Genomic DNA, 16,915 nt, shown 5'->3' with positions numbered 1-16,915 from the left:
ACGCCGGCCCGGCGCCGACCTCTCGCTGGCTCAGGCGCGTGTTCCGGGTGTCGTGTGCCGAGTGGTCAGGCGGACGCGCCCACGCTGTCGTCGGCGTCGAGCGAGCAGACGTCGCTGTCCGGGTCGGCGATGCCGAGCGTCGACAGGAGCGTGAGTGTCAGCTCGTGGTGTCCACGCGCGCCGGGGTGGAACGTGTCGTCGAGCCAGCCCGCGGGAGCCACCGCGTCGCCGGAGTCGGTCGCCGCGGACGCCCAGGCGCCGGCGTGGTCGACGACGAGGACGCCGAGGTCGCGTGCGACCTCGCGCACCGCCTCGGCGTAGAGCGCGATGAGGCGCGGACTGCGACCGCCGTCCTCGAGCACCGGGGGTGGGGTCTGGAGCACGACCGTGGCACCGACGTCGCGGGAGCGCTGGACGATCTGGTCGAGGCGGTAGCGGAACCCGCGCACGCCGTCCTCGCCGGCCAGGATGTCATTGGTGCCGAACATCACGAAGACGACGTCAGGGGCGAACCGGCCCGCGCGCCAGTGGAACTCGGGCAGCAGGTCCTCGGTCGTGGCCCCTGCCACCCCGGAGTTGATGACGGCGTCGCCACGTCGTCCGAGCTCACCGCGGACGCGCTCGGCGAAGTGCTCGACGTAGCCGCGGCGCCCGTGGGTGTGCGTGACGCCCTGGGTGATGCTGTCGCCGAGGAACACCCAGGTCACCGGGGGCCCGGCGAGGATCTCGCGGAGGCGGTCGGCATCGCGGCGGGCGTACTCGTCAGCGGTGAAGTCCATCCGCGCAAGGTAACAAGGGATCACTCGGCGGCGACTCCCCCGGACCAGCACGTGGGACGGTCAGGCCGCCCCCGCACGGAACCGGTCGGGCAGCGCCGCGGCATCGGGCCCCAGCTCGGACGTGAGGGGCTGCGGCCGGTCCTCGCCGTGAAGGCTCGCCTCCACCGGCAGCCGGTCGACGAACCTCGCCACCGCTCCCCCGACGGCGGCGTCGGCGAGCACCCGCCGATGACCCAGCCCGGCGGTCGAGAGCAGCTGGGCCCCGGGCCAGGACCTCACCAGGCGCATCGAGGCCTCGTGCGGCGCCTCGCGGTCATGGAGGTCGTGGACGACGAGGAGCTCCGGGCGCTCGTGCACCGCCAGAGCGCGCGCGACCGTGACGAGGTCGAGCTCGTCGGGGGCGTAGCCGGTGCGGAGGCGGACGCGCTCGACGAGACGTCGCATCGTCCGCGTGCCGAGGTCCAGCTCCCGCTCGAGCACGGCGAGCAGGTCGGGTATGCCGCTCGGCGGGGCGACGAGCACGAGTCGCTCCGCCGCGAGCCAGCCGTCCCGGATCGCCAGGAGCGCGCTGAGCGCGCCCATCGAGTGCGCGACGACGGCTCTCGCCGGCCCGAAGCGGGTCGCGACGGCGTCGAGCGACCGGCCGAGCTCGACGGCGTCGCTCGAGGCCGGGCCGTGGGCGCCGGGGTCGGAGCGGCCGTGGCTCAGCCCGTCGAAGGCCACGACCTGCATCCCGCGGTCGAGCAGCGGCCCGACGAGCGGGGTCAGCTGCTCGAGCGTCCCGCCCCAGCCGTGCACGAGGTAGACGACCGGGCCCTCACCCCACGTCCATCCCCGGACGCTGCGACCGCGGAGCAGCGCCTCGAACGGCGATCCGAGCAGCTCACGGACCGGCACGGAGGTGATGGGTGCCAGGGCCTGCGGGCGCTCGGCGGGGAGCCTGAACCAGAGACGCTCGGCGACGCGGGCTCCGACACCGGGCGCGACGGGGTCGACCGCTCTGAGCGTTGTTCTGATAATAGACCGAACGATCGTGCTTTTCGTTGATGAAACCTGTGCCATGACTACTCCTGCATCGGTGGTGGGCGGGTGCGGAAAGGTCTGGGGTGGAGGGTGGGGCGATCAGCGCTCGCGCCGAGGCGGCGGGTCAGGCCGACGGTGCGGCGGGGCGGCAGTCGTCGACGAGCCGGTCGAACGCCCGACGCGCACGCTCCTCCGCCCGGCCGTCGCGCATGAGCCGACGGGCATGGTGATGGGCGAGCACGATGCCCTCGAGCTCGTAGGCGAACTGCTCGGGGTCGACGTCGTCGCGGAAGTGACCCTCACTGACCGCCGTGCCGACGATGAGGGTCAGGGACTCGAGCTTGTCGCGCTCGGCGCGCACGAGCTCGTCTCGGACCGGGCCCTCCTGGTCGTCGAACTCGCTTGCCGCGTCGACGAAGATGCAGCCACCGTCGAAGGCCGTGGACTGCCACGTGATCCAGCGCTCGAAGAACTCGCGCACCCTCGCCTCCCCACGCGGGGCAGCGATCGTCGGGCGCATCACCACGTCGGTGAACCGGTCGCGGGCATGCTGGAGCACCTGCACCTGCAACGCCTCTTTCGAGTCGAAGTGGGCATAGAGGCCGCTCTTGCTCAGCTTCGTCGCCGCGGCCAGGGTGCCGATCGTCAGGCCGCCGAGCCCGACGAGCGAGGCGAGCTCGGCCGCCTCGTCGAGGATCGCCACCTTCGTGCTCTCACCTTTACCCACGTCGACCATAAAAGCACGATCGTTCGGTCGTGACAAGGGTGCAGCAGTGGGGGCGCCCCCTCAGGACCGGCCCGCGTGCCACGACCGCACGATCTCGGACCACACGGCGACGCTGTCCGGCACGATGCTGCCCGCCTCGTCGTCGAGGCGGCGCACGAGCTCCTCGACCGTGACCCAGTCACCCCAGGACACCTCCTCGGGCTGCCACCGGATCGGTCCGGCCCACGTCGCCACGAAACGGAAGGCGCGGTAGCGCGTGTGCTCGTCGGCGTAGTCCGCGACACCGAGGGCCTCGAGCGGCACCCCGGTGACACCGAGCTCCTCCTCGACCTCACGCACGGCGCCGGCCGCCGGGTCCTCCCCCGCCAGCACGACTCCCCCTGCCGCGAGGTCGAGCAGACCCGGGAAGACGTCCTTCGTCGTCGTGCGTCGGTGCAGGTAGACCCGGCCCAGCGGGTCGCGCACGACGATGGACGAGGCCGCGTGGCGCAGGTTGCGCGCCCGCATGACCGAGCGCGGCGCCGACCCCGTGACCTCGCCTGCCTCGTCGTAGAGCGCGACCACCTCGTCGACCATGACCCGGGGCCCTCAGCCGACGAAGAAGGAGCGCACGTCGTCGAGCTCGGTGACGTCGTACCAGAGCAGCTCGTCGGCCTCCTCGTCCATGCCGGCCGTGACCTCGTCGTCGATGTGGAACGAGGCGACCCGCGAGAGCGGAACGGGCGCGGTGAGCACCACCTTCGACACGGGCGCCCCGTCACGCGGGGACACCCAGGCAGGGTCGGCGTCGGCGGCCGCGACGACGCGGCGGTCCGAGCGCGCCGACCGGAGCCCGGCAGCCGCCTCGACGGCATCGCTGAAGGCGGCGTACTCGAGGTCCTCCACGTCGAGACCCGGCGCGGCCTGCTCGAGACGCGACGTGACGGCATACGCCGTCCGTGGCGCGCCCGGGCCGGCCGCGAGCGCGCCGGTCGAGGCGAGCTCCTCGAGTGCGGCTCGACCCAACGGCACGTAGACGCGCACGACCGGCATCAGGACTCCCTCCCGCTCGCCAGCTCGGCGAGCGAGTCGACGATGGACTGGCCGAGCACGTCCACGTCTGGCATCGCGTCCCGGTCGGCGTTGAGGCCGAAGTAGACGCCACCGTTGTACGAGGTGATGCCGATCGAGAGGGCCTGGCCCTTGGCGAGCGGCGTGACCGGGTAGGTCGAGAGCATCTCGGCGTCGCCGGCGTACAGCGGGGTCTGCGGCCCCGGCACGTTGGTGATCATGACGTTGTAGAGCCGCCGCGACATCGCCGAGCCGAGTCGGGCCCCGAGCGCGTGCAGGGTGGGCGGTGCGAACCCGGCGAGGTTGGCGAGCGACGTGGCTCCGACCGCCTGGCCGCCCTCCATCTGCTGGCGCATCGCGAACGCGATCTGGTGCAGCCGCATCGAGGCGCCCGGTTCGCCGACCGGGAGGTTGACGACACAGGCCATCACCTGGTTGGCATACATCCCGGCCGGGTCGTCGCCGTAGATGCTGACCGGCACCATGGCGCGCACCGACGTGTGGGGGCTGACCGCCTCGCCGCGGCCGAGCAGCCACGTGCGGAAGCCGCCGGCGATGGTGGCGAGGACGACGTCGTTGATCGTCACGTCCTCGGCATACGCCCCGCGGGCCAGGCGCTTGCGCACCAGGCGGTAGTCGTCGAGGTCGGTCGCGATCATGACCCACCGGCGAGCCGACCCGATCTCCGCGTTCAGGGGCGAGTCGGGTGCCGGGCGGGCGGCCGTGCGGGCGACGGTCGAGAGCACCTGGCCGGCGGACTCCATGGCCCGCATGCCGACGTTGAGGGCGTCGTTGAGGCCGCCGCGCACGAGGTCGACGACCTGGGTCGGCCGGCGCACCGCGTCCACGACCGCGCCCGTCACGAGCTCGACCGAGGAGGGCGGCCGGCTCGGCTCCCAGGGCGCCACGAGGTCGTCGAGGTCCTCGCCCTTGACGGCGTCGACGATGACGTGCGCGATGTCGAGCGCGTTGACGCCGTCGATGAGGGCGTGGTGGGTCTTGGTGACGATGGCGAAGCGACCGTCGTGCAGCCCCTCGACGAGATAGACCTCCCACAGCGGCCGGGTCCGGTCGAGCTTGCGCGGCTGGACGCGGGCGACGAAGTCCTGCAGCTGCCGGTCGCTGCCCGGCCGGGGCAGGCCGGCCCGACGGACGTGGTAGCCCATGTCGAAGGCCTCGTCGTCGACCCACACGGGGTTGGCGATGCGTCCCGGCACGTCGAGGACCTTCTGCCGGAAGCGCGGGATCGCGCCGATGCGGCTCTCGATGATCCGGACGAGCTGGTCGTAGTCGAAGCCCTCACGCGGTGGCTGGAAGACCATGACCGACCCGACGTGCATCGACGTGGTGGACTCCTCGAGGTAGAGGAATGACGCGTCGAGCGAGGTCAGGCGGTCAGACATGGTCACACTCTGCCAGACGGCCCTGCCTAGGATCGTGGCCATGCGTGCGTTTCGACCCCTCCCGTATGCCGTGTGCGTCCTCGCCCTCGTCGGCGCCGGCGCCTGCTCCTCCGCCAGCCCCGAGCCGGGCGCCGGTGGAGCGGGCGGCGTCGTCTCGACCGGCAGCGTCAGGCGCCTCGCGGTGACGATCACGGGAACGACCGTGACGCCGGCCCCGGCGCAGGTAGACCTGCCGATCGGGTCGACGCTGGAGCTCGTCGTGACGAGCGACCACGACGACGAGCTGCACGCGCACGGCTTCGACGTCGAGGCCCCGCTCAAGGCCGGCGTGCCGACGACCATCCGGCTGACGGGCAAGGAGGCAGGCTCCTACGAGGTCGAGACGCACGAGCCGGCCCTGACGCTGCTCACGGTCGCCGTCCGCTGACCGTGGTCCTCCTCGCTCCCGCACTGACCCCGGCGCACGGCGTCGGCAGTCGCGGCGACCTGCCACTGCCCTTCACCGCACTCGTCCTCGCGGCCGTCGCTGCCCTCGTCATCTCGTTCGTCGCCATCGGGACGCTGTGGCGAGAGCCGCGCCTGCGGGACACCGACGGCGTCCTGCTGCCGGGACCGGTCGCGGCGTGCCTCGACTCGCGCTCGCTCCGCGTCGTGGCGCGGGTCCTCGCGGCGGTCCTCACGGTATGGACCCTGACCGCGCTGGTCCTCGGTCCCGACTCGGCCCGGAACCCGGTGCCTCACGTGGTCTACGTGTGGCTGTGGGTCGGCCTCGCCTTCTCCTCGATGCTCCTCGGCCCGGTGTGGCGGGTCATCAACCCGCTCCGGGCCCTTCACGCAGGGCTGCTCCGACTCGCCCGGGTCTCGCCGGACCTCGCTGTCCTCCCCTACCGCTGGGGGCTGTGGCCTGCCGCGATCGGCCTCGGCACCTTCACGTGGCTGGAGCTCGTGGCCGAGGACAACACGTCGCTCGGCTTCCTCCAGCTCCTCGTCGCGGGCTTCTTCGCGATCTCCCTGCTGGGGTCAGCCGTCTTCGGCCGCACGTGGTTCGACCACGCCGACCCCTTCGAGGCGTGGTCACGGCTGCTCGGGCTGCTCTCACCCCTCGGGCGCCGTCACGACGGCCGCTGGGTGCTGCGCACTCCCCTCCACGGCGTCAACGGCCTGCGCGGCCAGCGCGGGCTCGTGCCCACGGTCGCCGTCATGCTCGGCGGCACGGCATACGACGGCTTCTCGGCGAACCTGTCCTGGGCGACGTTCGTGCAGACCTCGTCCGTTCCGTCGTCGCTGCTCAAGACGGCGACCCTGCTCGCCTTCTTCGGGCTCGTGGCCGTGACGATCTGGCTGGCGTCCGTGGTGTCGGTCCGGCTCGCGCGCGAGCCCTTCTCCCGATCCTTCTCCTTCGTCAGCGACATCGCGCCGTCGCTCATCCCGATCGCCGGTGGCTACGTCGTCGCGCACTACTGGTCGCTGTGGGTCTACCAGGGCCAGTACGCGTGGCGCCTGCTCACCGACCCGCTCGGCACCGGCGCCGACCTGCTCGGCACCGCCGACCTCACCCCGAACGACCTGCTCATCGCGCCGACCCTCGTCGCGACGATCCAGGCCGTCAGCATCGTCATCGGGCACCTGCTCGGAGTCCTCGCCGCCCATGAGCGCGCCATCACGGTGCTCGACCGCCGCGCCGCCGTGGTCGGCCAGGTGCCACTCATGGTCGTCATGGTCATCTACACGCTGGGCGGGCTCACGATCCTCTTCGCCCCCTGACCCGACCGCCGCCCTCAGGCCCCGACGGCAGCGGAGGACCCGCCACGCAGGGACCGCCGGCGCCGCGCGGCGCGACGGCTGCGACGGTCGAGTCGGTCGCGGCGCTGGTCGGGCGGCACGGTCCACGGCAACATCGCGGTGGCGAGGTCGGCCACGGCGGCGCGCACCGATGACTCGGGTGCGTGCTCGACGAGCGAGCGCCCGGCGAGCAGGGCCGCATCGAGGGTCGCCGGATCGTCGGGCACGAAGCGCACCGAGGTCAGTCCGGCGAAACGCAGCAGCGAGTCTGCGATGCGTGACTCGGGCCGGGATCCGACGGCACCGCTGCGGACCCGGTTGACGACGGGGACCGGCTCACCTGACGGCACGGTGCCGAGCTCCTGGAGTCCTCGGACGAACCTCTGCAGCGCCACCGGGTCGGCGCCCCCGACGGCGACGACGAGGTCGGAGGCCGCGAGTGAGGTCAGGGTCGCCTCGTTGCGCCGCGGCGCGACGGTGTCATAGCTCAGCTCCTCGTCGTCCTCGAGACAGAAGCCGCAGTCGACCACGACCACCTGCACGAGTGACCGACTCAGCTCGAGGACGCGCTCGAGGGCGGCCGCGCGCACCTCGGGCCAGCGCTCCGCCTTGGGCAGACCGGTCAGCACCCGCAGTGCGGGGGCGACGGTGGGGGCGATGCGCGACAGTGCGGGCAGGTCGAGCAGGCCCTGGTCCGCGGCGCGGCAGGCGGCCGCGATCCCGGGCGCCTCGTCGAGCAGTCCCAGGGTCTGGGCCACACACCCGCCGTACGTGTCGGCGTCGACGAGCAGCACCTCGACGCCGCGACCGGCGATCTCGGCAGCCAGCGTCGTCGCGACCGTCGTGCGTCCCGGGGCGCCGGTGGGCCCCCAGACTGCGAGGACGGGGGCCCGATCCGGACCGCGACGCGCATCGGCCGGTGGGGCCTCTCCCCCGAGGCTCGCCTCGGGTCCCTCGCCGCCGGTCGCCACGTCGGCGTGTTCGGCCGCCTGCCTGTCGTCGATGCCTGCCGGTCTCCATCCCGGGGCGGTGTCGCCGGACCCGTCACCGTGACCGTCCCCGGACGGGTGCAGCCCTTGGGTGGCCCCCGGGCCAGGCGGTCCCGACAGCTCGGAGAGCTCCGACAGCTCGGAGAGGTCGGACGGGCCGGGTGTCCCGGCCCCCCGGAGCGAGGCCTCGAGCTCGTCGACGGCTGCGCGGCCCTCCTCGAGGGCGGTCCCCCAGCGCTCGGCGTCCGCATCGACGGGGAGGGTGATCGTCACGCCGAGCTGGCGCAGCCTGCGCTCACCGGCCTCGTCGTCCGGCGGGTGGACACCGATGACGCGGATCCGGTTGGCGCGCAGACGATTCACGACCGCCAGGTCGATCCCGCGCAGGTCGGAGGAGATGACGGCGGTGTCACCGAGACCCGCCTCGGCCACCGACAGGAGCTCTGACACGTCGGCACAACGACGGCTCACCGTCACGCCGCGCACCCCCTCGAGGATCGTGGCCACGGCCGACTCCCACTGGTGGCTGAGAGCGGTCAGGACCTCGCTCATGCTCCGCCGCCGGTGGCCGCCCCCACCGACGGCACCAACGTCAGCTTCGCCTCGCCGTCCACCGCCTCGACGAGTGGCTGGACCTTGTCGGAGGGCACGTAGATCTGCACCGAGGTCATCGAGCCGGCACCGAAACCACCGCTGCTCGTCAGCACTGCTGCCACCGCGGCGGACTCGAGGACCTTCTTCGTGGGGCTCGTGTCCGAGCCGCTCCCGCTGGGGGCCTTCGGCGTCACGAAGACGTCGACGCGGCTGCCGCGGGTCAGGCCGCTCGTGGACATCGCATCGGCTCGCACGGTCACCCGCTGCACGTCGACGGCGTCGGCGCCGCCGACGGCCGAGACGGGCACCAGCTCCCCGGCGCGCACATCGCGGAGCATGAACGCCCCGGTCGGGGCCGGCGCGTCGGCGGGCAGGTAGCCGTTCATCCCGTCCGCGAGCCGCACGTCCGCGCGGGCGAAGGAGGTCTGCTCGACCTCGTCACCCGCGACGAGGTTGCCGGCGGCCACCCAGACCGGCACCCGGTCATCGGCGCTGGCAACCGCCTTGGCCCCGAGCGTCGCGGCCACGACGACGAGGAGCACGCCCACGACGAGGCGACTGTCGCGCCAGGACGGTCGCTGGAGGCGTTTGGCGCTGGGAGTGGCCAGCTCGGTCATGGGACCCCCTGTGGTCCGTCGATGGATGGCTGGGTGTCGCCGGTGCCGCACCGGACGACGCGGCATCATCTTGCATCAACGACGCCCGCCACGCCTCCCGAGGTGCACAGGTGGGGACAACCGACGAGACCGCGCCGGCAGATCTCTAGGATGAGGACGTCCCCGGACGGACGATGCCGTGTCGCCGGCGACACGCCCTTCCGCGAGGGGCGTGCCCGGACCCTCGACGAGGGTAAGGGTGAGATCGAGCGGTCATGACGACCGCGCCAGAGGAGGAAGTCAACGTGGCCCAGCGGTTCCTGCAGCTCGCCGAGGTGTCCGAGATCCTCAACATCTCCTCGGCCCAGGCCTACGCCCTGGTGCGCTCGGGCGAGCTGCCGGCCATCAAGATCGGCGGCCGGGGCCAGTGGCGGGTCGAGGCCACCGAGCTCGAGGGCTACATCCAGCGGATGTACGCCGAGACGAAGTCCTTCGTGCAGGCGCACCCCTTCGGCGGCACCGGCGAGGAGTGACCGTGGGTCGCCGCGCACCCGTGCCGGCACGACTCGCACACGAACCTAGAGCCGTCGGACCGACCCGAGTGACCAGAAGGGCACGATCAGCCGTCCGGTGACGTTCGCCGTGCGCCGGGTCTCGTCGGACGCGTGCTCGGCCAGCTCGAGGTGGTCGGCCCCCACGACGTCGATGGTGCCGGTCGCCGCCTGGCCGTCCACGTCGGTGACCTCGACGCCCGCCCTGTCTCGGCTGACGGCGCGCAGGGCTGCGCCCATGCCGAACCGTCGGGCCACGACCGACGGCGTGCGCGCCCCGGGTCCGACCCCGGAGACGGCGCGGACAGCGGGAAGTGCCACGAGGACGGGACGATTCGGAGCGGTCTCCACGAGCGCCCAGTCGGGCCCGACGTCGACGAGACGGCCGGCGACGACGCGTCCGGGCAGGCGCAGCACGGCCCGGGGTGCGTCGAGGTTGGCCAGCAGCCGGGTGTGCACGTCGAGCAGCGCACGCTCCCGCCGGGTCCGGTCCGCGACCTCCGACTCGAGCCCGCGCACCTCGTCCAGGGCGAGCTGTGCCTCCAGATCCTCGAAGAGCCGGTCCCATCGCATGCGGTCACCCTTCCTCGCACGAGCGGCCACTGCCACTCGGAATCTGTCTTGACCAAGACCATACTTGACCAAACGAAAGCAAACTGCATTAAATGAAGTCATGTACAGGGGATCGCACGACCACGCACGGGATGGTGCCGCCACGCGCCGAGCGCTGACGCCGGCCGTTCACCACGGAGATCCACCAGGGCCGAGACTCATGCTCCGCGAGGTCCTGGGCTCCATGGTCGGCCTCGCTGTCGCCGCCGCCGCACTGACGCTCTTCGTGACCGTCGTCCGTCGGGCCCCGGCGATACCAGGCGCGACGCGACCCGACGACGTCCTGCTCGTCCTCCTCGGATGGGTGGGGCTGCTGATGGCGGCCTGGCTCGCCCTGGGCTGCCTCCTGGCCGTGGCCGCGCTGCTTCCCGGGACGGCTGGGCGCGCGGCGGCGAGCATCGCGGATCGCGTCACCCCGGTGGCGGTGCGCAAGGTCCTGGCCCTCGTCCTGGGGGCCTCGGTCGGTTCGTTGGCCCTGCCCCCGGCCCTGGCGTCCGTCGCCGGCTCAGGCCCGGTCACACGGAGCACCGACCCTCAGGCACCCGGTGCGGGTGAAGCCGCGACGAGGGACATCACGCCGGATTCCACCTCGGGTTCAACGGCGGGTCTCACGCCGGGCTTCACGCCGAGCGAGGCGAGCCCGGGCTTCGTCCCGACGGTCGACCTCATCGGGACCGACAGCAGGGCACCCGGGGTCGGCTGCAGCCCCGGCTACGTGCCCACCGCACCCCCAGCCGTCCACGACGCCGACCGCTCCCGGCTGCTGGCGCCGGCACCCCGAGCGACGACCGCGGCACACGACCTCGTCCCCGTCCGCCGAGGCGACTCGCTCTGGTCCATCGCCGCCCGACACCTGGGGCCAACCGCCAGCGACGCCGAGGTGGCCTGGGAGTGGCCGCGGTGGTACGCCGCGAACCGGGACGTCGTGGGTGACGACCCTGACCTGCTGACCCCCGGGCAGCTGCTGCGACCACCGAGCAGGTCCGACTCCCGCCCCTCCGCCCCTCACCCCTCCTCCCCCACGGCCGGCGCCGAGACGAGCGCCCCTGGACAGCAAGGAGCCCAGTGATGGCGCGAACGACCACGACCGACCCGACTCCCACCCCCACTCCCACCCCGACTCCCACCTCGACGTCAGGGGGCTTCACCGTGCGGCGCATCCCTCAGACTGCGCCCCGGATCATCAGCGCCGACGAGGCCTGGCACGGCGAACAGCCCTACGCCCAGGACGCCCTCGCCCTCGACTTCTTCGGCGCCCGTGACGACGAGGACTTCGGCCGACAGCCCACGCGCACGAGCCAGCTCCCCGAGCCCGAGCCACTCGTGGGTCGCCTCGCGCAGGCCATCATCGAGGTGGTCGCGGGTCAGCGGCCCGCCCCACAGCTCATCAGGCACACCGCGCCGACCATCTACTCCGTCATCGCACGTCAGGCCATGGTGGCCGGGCGACGGCGCACGCCGGGGCCGCGTCGCCCCGCGATCGTGCGCCGCGTGCGGGTGTGCGAGCCCGCCGACGGGATCGTCGAGGCCTGCGCGGTCGTGGTGTCGAACGGCAGGGTCCGGGCCATGGCCCTCCGGCTCGAGGGGCTCGACGGGCGCTGGCTCGTCACGGCCCTCACGATCGGCTGAACCACACGGCATACGACCCGGCCAGGGCCGGGCCACGAACGGCCTGTGCAGCCGGACGGCCCGTGCACGCGGACGGCCCGGGCACCAAGGGTGCCCGGGCCGTCACGCAGTTTCGTGCGGGGTCGCTCAGCGACGCTTGCGCTTGACCTTCTTGCCACGGCGGTCGGCCTTGCGCTCCACCGTCTGCTGACCGCCGGTCTCCACGGCACGCCCGTCCTCACCGGGAGCGGTGTAGCGCAGGCCACCCGAACGCTGGCCGTCGGTCTCGAGGTCCACGCCGGACACCACGACGCCGGACCCGAAGGGGCGGCGCGCAGCGACCTCCGCCTCGTCCCCGTCCTCCGCCGATGCACCGGTGACGTCGTCGGCCACGTGGCCGCGGTCTGCGAGGCCCCCCATGAGGTCACCTACCGACATGGGAGCGGCCCCGACGGGAGCAGCAGTCGGCTGCGGCAGCTGCACCTCGACGGAGAAGAGGTGGCTGACCGACTCCTCCTTGATGGCCTCCATCATCGCCTCGAAGAGCTGGAAGCCCTCACGCTGGTACTCGATGAGCGGGTCACGCTGGGCCATCGCGCGCAGGCCGATGCCCTCCTGGAGGTAGTCCATCTCGTAGAGGTGCTCACGCCACTTGCGGTCGAGGACCGACAGGACGACCCGGCGCTCGACCTCGCGCATCGTCTCGGAGCCGAGTGTCTCCTCACGCTGGTCGTAGGCGTGGTGCGCGTCGGACATCAGCTGCTCGCGCAGGAGGTCGGCCGTGATGGCCTGACGGCCGCCGGCCATGTCCTCGACCTCCTCGATGGTGAGGGAGACCGGGAACACCTGGCGCATCGCGTCCCAGAGCTTCTCGAGATCCCAGTCGGCGGCGAAGCCCTCCGACGTGGCCGCGTCGACGTAGGAGTTCACGACGTCGTTGACGAAGAGGCGCAGCTGCTCGTGCAGGTCCTCCCCCATGAGCACCGCGCGACGCTCGTCGTAGATGACCTGGCGCTGACGGTTCATGACGTCGTCGTACTTGAGGACGTTCTTGCGGATCTCGTAGTTCTGGGCCTCGACGGAGCCCTGCGCCTTCTGGATCGAGTTCGTCACCATCTTGGACTCGATCGGCACGTTGTCCTCCATGCCGGCGGTCTGCATGAAGCGGTCGACGAGGCCGGCGTTGAACAGGCGCATGAGGTCGTCGTTGAGCGAGAGGTAGAAGCGCGACTCGCCGGGGTCACCCTGACGACCGGAGCGACCGCGCAGCTGGTTGTCGATGCGGCGCGACTCGTGGCGCTCGGTGCCCAGGACGTAGAGACCGCCGAGCTCGGTGACCTCCTCGTGCTCGGCCGCGACGGCGCGCTCGGCCGCGGCGAGCGCCTCGTCCCAGGCTGCTTCGTACTCCTCCGGCGTCTCGTGCGGGTCGAGACCACGGCGCTTCAGCTCCGCGACGGCACGGAACTCCGAGTTGCCGCCGAGCATGATGTCGGTGCCTCGACCGGCCATGTTCGTCGCGACCGTGACGGCGCCCTTGCGGCCGGCGTCGGCGACGATGGCGGCCTCGCGCTCGTGCTGCTTGGCGTTGAGCACCTCGTGCTTGATCCCGCGCTTCTTCAGCTGCTGGGAGAGGTACTCGCTCTTCTCGACGGACACGGTGCCGACGAGCACGGGCTGGCCGACGGCGTGCTTCTCGGCGATGTCGTCGACGACGGCGTCGTACTTCGCGACCTCGGTGCGGTAGACGAGGTCGGCCTGGTCCTTGCGGATCATGGGTCGGTTCGTCGGGATCGGGATGACGCCGAGCTTGTAGATCGAGTTCAGCTCGGCCGCCTCGGTCTGGGCGGTGCCCGTCATGCCGGAGAGCTTGTCGTACATGCGGAAGTAGTTCTGCAGCGTGATCGTGGCGAGCGTCTGGTTCTCGTTCTTGATCTCGACGTTCTCCTTCGCCTCGATCGCCTGGTGCATGCCCTCGTTGTAGCGGCGACCGGGAAGCATGCGGCCGGTGTGCTCGTCGACGATGAGGATCTCGCCGTTCATGACGACGTAGTCCTTGTCCTTCTTGAACAGCTCCTTGGCCTTGATGGAGTTGTTCAGGTAGCCGATGAGCGGCGTGTTGACCGTGTCGTAGAGGTTGTCGATCCCGAGGAGGTCCTCGACGCGCGCGATGCCGGACTCGAGGACGCCGACGGTGCGCTTCTTCTCGTCGACCTCGTAGTCGCCGCGGCCGTCCTCGCCCCGGTTGAGGCGCGCGGCGATGCGGGCGAACTCGACGTACCACTTCGTCGCGAGGTCGGCCGGGCCGGAGATGATGAGCGGCGTGCGGGCCTCGTCGATGAGGATCGAGTCGACCTCGTCGACGATGCAGAAGTTGTGGCCACGCTGGACGAGCTCGGACGGGTCCCACGCCATGTTGTCGCGCAGGTAGTCGAAGCCGAACTCGTTGTTGGTGCCGTAGGTGATGTCCTTGGCGTACTCGGCGCGGCGCTGCTCGGGCGTCATCTGGCTGAGGATGCAGCCGGTCTCCATGCCGAGCGCCCGGTGCACGCGGCCCATCAGCTCGGACTGGTACTCGGCGAGGAAGTCGTTGACGGTGATGACGTGGACGCCCTTGCCGGACAACGCGTTGAGGTAGCTCGGCAGGGTCGCGACGAGCGTCTTGCCCTCACCGGTCTTCATCTCGGCGACGTTGCCCTGGTGGAGCGCCGCGCCGCCCATCAGCTGCACGTCGAAGTGCCGCTTGCCGAGGGTGCGCTTGCTCGCCTCGCGGACGGCGGCGAACGCCTCGGGCAGGAGCATGTCGAGCGTCTCGCCGTTGTCGAGGCGCTCGCGGAAACCCTTGGTCTCGTCGCGCAGCTCCTCGTCGGTGAGCTTCTCGAAGTCGGCCTCGAGGGCGTTGACCTGCTTGGCGAGGCCCTGGAGCTTCTTCAGGGTCCGGCCTTCGCCGGCGCGAAGCAGCTTCTCGATGACGGCCATCTGGTGATCTCACTCCCGACTGAACGTGTGGACGCGCCCGGTGGGCGGGCTCCATCGCCCGTGATGGGTCACGGGACCCGCCTAGGCTAGCCGCCTTCCGGACACAACGACCAACGCATCGGGGCTCGGCGCGGTTCCGACCCCCTGCGCGCCGGTCCCGTCCCCGCCCGCGGCGCGTCCCACGGCACGTCTCGGGGTGCGCCGGCAGTCGTCTCCGAGGGCGTATGCCGGGTGGCCACCCGCGCTCAGACTGCGGCCACCGACCCGGTGGCCTCACCGACGGGCAGGTCGACGCGACCGAGGCCGAGCCAGCTCGCCATCGCCTCGAGGTTGGTGAGCAGGGCCGCACGGGCCTCGGTCGGGGCACCCGGCTCCCACGTGACGCGATGGCACCGGAGCACGCCCGCGAGCCGGTCGGCCTTGAGGTCGCAGCGCGCCACGAGGGCGTCGCCGTGGAGGAAGGGCAGCACGTAGTAGCCGTGCACGCGCTTCTCGGCGGGCGTGTAGATCTCGATGCGGTAGTGGAAGTCCCAGAGGGCGTGGATGCGCTCCCGCTGCCAGACGAGGGAGTCGAAGGGGCTGAGGAGCGCCTCCGCGTGGACCCGGCGCGGCAGCCGGGCCTCGGCGTGCAGCCAGGCCGGCTTCCAGCCGGGCACGGTGACCGGGATGAGCTCTCCCGAGGCGACGAGCCGGGCGATGGCCGGTCGGGCGTCCTCGCGCCTGAGCCGGAAGTAGTCCGCGAGGCAGAGCTCGGTGCCGACGCCGTGGGCGCGTGCCGCGATGCGGACGAGCTCGAGGTGACGCTCCGGGTCGGCCTCGGGGCCGGGGCGCTCGGTCCACGCGGCGCGCAGGGAGGGTGGCGCGGTGGCGGCCAGGGCGGCGTACCGGCGCTCGAACTGGGTCGTGCGTCCGACCGAGCTGATCTGCCCGGCCCAGAAGAGGTACTCGAGCGCCTGCTTCACCTCGGACCAGTTCCAGCCCCAGTGGTCGGTGCGACGGGGCTGGTCGTGGGCGAGGGCGACCTCGACCTCACGGGCGGTCATCGGCCCACGAGCCTCGACCTCCGCCCTGACGAGGTCGACGTAGTCCGGGCGCTCCTCGAGGATCCGGCGCATCCCGCCCCACGCCTTCTCGGCCGCCGCGCGCATGCGGAAGTCGAGCAGTGGCCACGTCGACGGCGGCACGAGACTGGCCTCGTGCGCCCAGTACTCCACGAGCCGGCGCGGCGCACGGTCACGGGCGCGGTCGAGCAGGGCGGTGTCGTAGGGGCCGAGCCGGGAGAAGAACGGGAGGTACTGGCTGCGGGCCAGCACGTTGACGCTGTCGATCTGGACGACGCCGACCCGGTCGACGACGCGCTGGACGTGGCGCATCGTCGCGGCGAAGGGCTCGGGCCTCGGGTCGAGGAAGCCCTGGGCTGCGATGGCGATCCTCCGTGCCTGACCACGGGTCAGGGAGCGGGTGGCGACGCTCATTCGCCCGGATCGATGAGGCGCTGGCGCACGGCATACATGGCCGCCTCCATGCGCGAGTGCATCTGCAGCTTGTCGAGGATGTTTCGGATGTGGTTGCGCACGGTGTTCTCGGAGATGAACAGCTCTCCCGCGATCTCACGGTTGAGGCGGCCGCGCGCCACGAGCCGCAGGATGCCGAGCTCGCGCTCGGTCAGGCGGGGCAGCTCGAGCCCGGAGATCGGCGCCGGCGCCGTCTCACGCTGGCTGATCTGCTTGAACTCCTCGAGCAGCTTGGAGGCCATCAGCGGCGAGAGCAGGGACTGGCCGTGGAAGACACCCCGGATGCCCGCCGCGACCTCCTCGGGCGGCACGTCCTTGAGGAGGTAGCCGTTGGCGCCCGCTCGGACCGCCTCGAAGAGGTTGGCCTCGTCGTCGGAGCTCGTCAGCATGAGGATGCGCGCGGAAGGAACCCGCTGCTTGATGACCCGGCACGCGTCGATCCCGCCCCGCTTGGGCATGCCGACGTCCATGACGATGACGTCGGGCAGGATCTCCTCGGCCTGGTCGACGGCCTCGACCCCGTCCGCCGCCTCACCCACGACCTCGATGCCCTCCTCGACGGCAAGGACGGTCTGCAGGCCCCGCCGGTAGAGCGCGTGGTCGTCGACGATGAGGACGCGGATGACATCGTGGGGCGGCGGGTTCACGTCCCCATCTTGGCGCACGGCACGGACAGCGCGCCCGCCGGTGGGGCCACGCCACGCCACGGAC

At 71.8% G+C, this 16,915-nt stretch carries 17 protein-coding genes; 5 read left to right on the top strand and 12 right to left on the bottom strand.

The window, feature by feature from the left end; genetic code table 11:
* Positions 1-65: 65 nt before the first annotated feature.
* The 6 genes from ABD831_RS06865 to ABD831_RS06840 all read right to left on the bottom strand — a co-directional run bounded on the left by ABD831_RS06865 (position 66) and on the right by ABD831_RS06840 (position 4,982).
* Positions 66-779: an SGNH/GDSL hydrolase family protein gene (locus tag ABD831_RS06865; protein WP_344943503.1), complete on the bottom strand. Its 714-nt coding sequence runs from the start codon at positions 777-779 to the stop codon at positions 66-68.
* 60 nt (positions 780-839) lie between these two features.
* The gene (locus ABD831_RS06860) at positions 840-1,676 is read right to left on the bottom strand and encodes an alpha/beta hydrolase (protein ID WP_344943500.1); all 837 of its coding nucleotides are present in this window, start codon (positions 1,674-1,676) and stop codon (positions 840-842) included.
* 250 nt (positions 1,677-1,926) lie between these two features.
* Positions 1,927-2,538, bottom strand: a complete 612-nt coding sequence (locus ABD831_RS06855; RefSeq protein WP_344943497.1) for a TetR/AcrR family transcriptional regulator — start codon at positions 2,536-2,538, stop codon at positions 1,927-1,929.
* A gap of 51 nt (positions 2,539-2,589) precedes the next feature.
* Entirely contained in the window at positions 2,590-3,105 is a 516-nt protein-coding gene (locus ABD831_RS06850) for an NUDIX domain-containing protein (RefSeq protein WP_142177163.1), read from the bottom strand.
* A 12-nt stretch (positions 3,106-3,117) separates the two neighbouring features.
* Positions 3,118-3,561: a DUF6912 family protein gene (locus tag ABD831_RS06845; protein WP_344943493.1), complete on the bottom strand. Its 444-nt coding sequence runs from the start codon at positions 3,559-3,561 to the stop codon at positions 3,118-3,120.
* Positions 3,561-4,982, bottom strand: a complete 1,422-nt coding sequence (locus ABD831_RS06840) for a wax ester/triacylglycerol synthase family O-acyltransferase (RefSeq protein WP_142177161.1) — start codon at positions 4,980-4,982, stop codon at positions 3,561-3,563. The genes ABD831_RS06845 and ABD831_RS06840 overlap by 1 nt, the downstream gene beginning before the upstream one ends.
* 40 nt (positions 4,983-5,022) lie before the next feature.
* Between ABD831_RS06840 and ABD831_RS06835 the strand changes: the two genes are divergently transcribed.
* Together ABD831_RS06835 and ABD831_RS06830 are read left to right on the top strand one after the other, a co-directional pair.
* Positions 5,023-5,409 carry a hypothetical protein gene (locus ABD831_RS06835; RefSeq protein ID WP_344943489.1) on the top strand — a complete coding sequence of 129 codons (387 nt, stop codon included), beginning with the start codon at positions 5,023-5,025 and terminating at the stop codon, positions 5,407-5,409.
* 2 nt (positions 5,410-5,411) lie between these two features.
* Positions 5,412-6,746 (top strand): hypothetical protein, encoded by a 1,335-nt coding sequence (locus tag ABD831_RS06830; RefSeq protein WP_344943486.1) that lies wholly within the window; start codon positions 5,412-5,414, stop codon positions 6,744-6,746.
* Between the two features lie 14 nt (positions 6,747-6,760).
* Here ABD831_RS06830 and ABD831_RS06825 read toward each other — a convergent pair whose 3' ends face one another.
* Together ABD831_RS06825 and ABD831_RS06820 are read right to left on the bottom strand one after the other, a co-directional pair.
* On the bottom strand, positions 6,761-8,305 hold the full coding sequence (locus ABD831_RS06825) for a CpaE/TadZ family protein (protein ID WP_344943484.1): 1,545 nt from the start codon (positions 8,303-8,305) through the stop codon (positions 6,761-6,763).
* Entirely contained in the window at positions 8,302-8,964 is a 663-nt protein-coding gene (locus ABD831_RS06820; protein WP_344943482.1) for an SAF domain-containing protein, read from the bottom strand. The genes ABD831_RS06825 and ABD831_RS06820 overlap by 4 nt, the downstream gene beginning before the upstream one ends.
* 284 nt (positions 8,965-9,248) lie before the next feature.
* On the opposite strand from ABD831_RS06820, the gene ABD831_RS06815 reads away from it, so the two are divergent.
* A complete protein-coding gene (locus tag ABD831_RS06815) occupies positions 9,249-9,476 on the top strand; it encodes a helix-turn-helix domain-containing protein (RefSeq protein ID WP_142178454.1) in 228 nt (75 codons plus the stop codon).
* Between the two features lie 45 nt (positions 9,477-9,521).
* Here the strand turns inward: ABD831_RS06815 and ABD831_RS06810 are convergent, their stop codons facing one another.
* Positions 9,522-10,067, bottom strand: a complete 546-nt coding sequence (locus tag ABD831_RS06810; protein WP_344943479.1) for a hypothetical protein — start codon at positions 10,065-10,067, stop codon at positions 9,522-9,524.
* Positions 10,068-10,266: 199 nt separating this feature from the next.
* Here ABD831_RS06810 and ABD831_RS06805 point away from each other — a divergent pair, with 199 nt between their 5' ends.
* Together ABD831_RS06805 and ABD831_RS06800 are read left to right on the top strand one after the other, a co-directional pair.
* Positions 10,267-11,175: a LysM peptidoglycan-binding domain-containing protein gene (locus ABD831_RS06805; RefSeq protein WP_344943476.1), complete on the top strand. Its 909-nt coding sequence runs from the start codon at positions 10,267-10,269 to the stop codon at positions 11,173-11,175.
* Positions 11,175-11,735, top strand: coding sequence for an Rv3235 family protein (locus tag ABD831_RS06800; RefSeq protein ID WP_344943474.1), 561 nt, complete (start codon positions 11,175-11,177; stop codon positions 11,733-11,735). The genes ABD831_RS06805 and ABD831_RS06800 overlap by 1 nt, the downstream gene beginning before the upstream one ends.
* A 126-nt stretch (positions 11,736-11,861) precedes the next feature.
* Here the strand turns inward: ABD831_RS06800 and secA are convergent, their stop codons facing one another.
* From secA to ABD831_RS06785, 3 genes are all read right to left on the bottom strand, one after another.
* The gene (gene secA, locus ABD831_RS06795) at positions 11,862-14,690 is read right to left on the bottom strand and encodes a preprotein translocase subunit SecA (protein ID WP_344943471.1); all 2,829 of its coding nucleotides are present in this window, start codon (positions 14,688-14,690) and stop codon (positions 11,862-11,864) included.
* A 245-nt stretch (positions 14,691-14,935) separates the two neighbouring features.
* Complete coding sequence (locus ABD831_RS06790) at positions 14,936-16,165, bottom strand: winged helix-turn-helix domain-containing protein (protein ID WP_344943469.1); 1,230 nt, start codon at positions 16,163-16,165, stop codon at positions 14,936-14,938.
* A complete protein-coding gene (locus ABD831_RS06785; protein ID WP_142177153.1) occupies positions 16,162-16,851 on the bottom strand; it encodes a response regulator in 690 nt (229 codons plus the stop codon). Before ABD831_RS06785 ends, ABD831_RS06790 begins: the two co-directional genes overlap by 4 nt.
* Positions 16,852-16,915: the final 64 nt, after the last annotated feature.

Source organism: Terrabacter ginsenosidimutans (genome assembly GCF_039539425.1).
Lineage (GTDB): Bacteria > Actinomycetota > Actinomycetes > Actinomycetales > Dermatophilaceae > Terrabacter > Terrabacter ginsenosidimutans.
The sequence above is the reverse complement of the archived record's forward strand: the minus strand, read 5'-3'. Positions and strand labels throughout refer to the sequence as shown.

Bases quoted from the DNA above. Each gene is read 5' to 3' on its own strand.
- ABD831_RS06865 (WP_344943503.1), bottom strand. From the start codon at position 779: ATGGACTTCACCGCTGACGAGTACGCCCGCCGCGATGCCGACCGCCTC.
- ABD831_RS06855 (WP_344943497.1), bottom strand. From the start codon at position 2,538: ATGGTCGACGTGGGTAAAGGTGAGAGCACGAAGGTGGCGATCCTCGAC.
- ABD831_RS06850 (WP_142177163.1), bottom strand. From the start codon at position 3,105: ATGGTCGACGAGGTGGTCGCGCTCTACGACGAGGCAGGCGAGGTCACG.
- ABD831_RS06845 (WP_344943493.1), bottom strand. From the start codon at position 3,561: ATGCCGGTCGTGCGCGTCTACGTGCCGTTGGGTCGAGCCGCACTCGAG.
- ABD831_RS06840 (WP_142177161.1), bottom strand. From the start codon at position 4,982: ATGTCTGACCGCCTGACCTCGCTCGACGCGTCATTCCTCTACCTCGAG.
- ABD831_RS06835 (WP_344943489.1), top strand. From the start codon at position 5,023: ATGCGTGCGTTTCGACCCCTCCCGTATGCCGTGTGCGTCCTCGCCCTC.
- ABD831_RS06825 (WP_344943484.1), bottom strand. From the start codon at position 8,305: ATGAGCGAGGTCCTGACCGCTCTCAGCCACCAGTGGGAGTCGGCCGTG.
- ABD831_RS06820 (WP_344943482.1), bottom strand. From the start codon at position 8,964: ATGACCGAGCTGGCCACTCCCAGCGCCAAACGCCTCCAGCGACCGTCC.
- ABD831_RS06810 (WP_344943479.1), bottom strand. From the start codon at position 10,067: ATGCGATGGGACCGGCTCTTCGAGGATCTGGAGGCACAGCTCGCCCTG.
- ABD831_RS06805 (WP_344943476.1), top strand. From the start codon at position 10,267: ATGCTCCGCGAGGTCCTGGGCTCCATGGTCGGCCTCGCTGTCGCCGCC.
- ABD831_RS06800 (WP_344943474.1), top strand. From the start codon at position 11,175: ATGGCGCGAACGACCACGACCGACCCGACTCCCACCCCCACTCCCACC.
- secA (WP_344943471.1), bottom strand. From the start codon at position 14,690: ATGGCCGTCATCGAGAAGCTGCTTCGCGCCGGCGAAGGCCGGACCCTG.
- ABD831_RS06790 (WP_344943469.1), bottom strand. From the start codon at position 16,165: ATGAGCGTCGCCACCCGCTCCCTGACCCGTGGTCAGGCACGGAGGATC.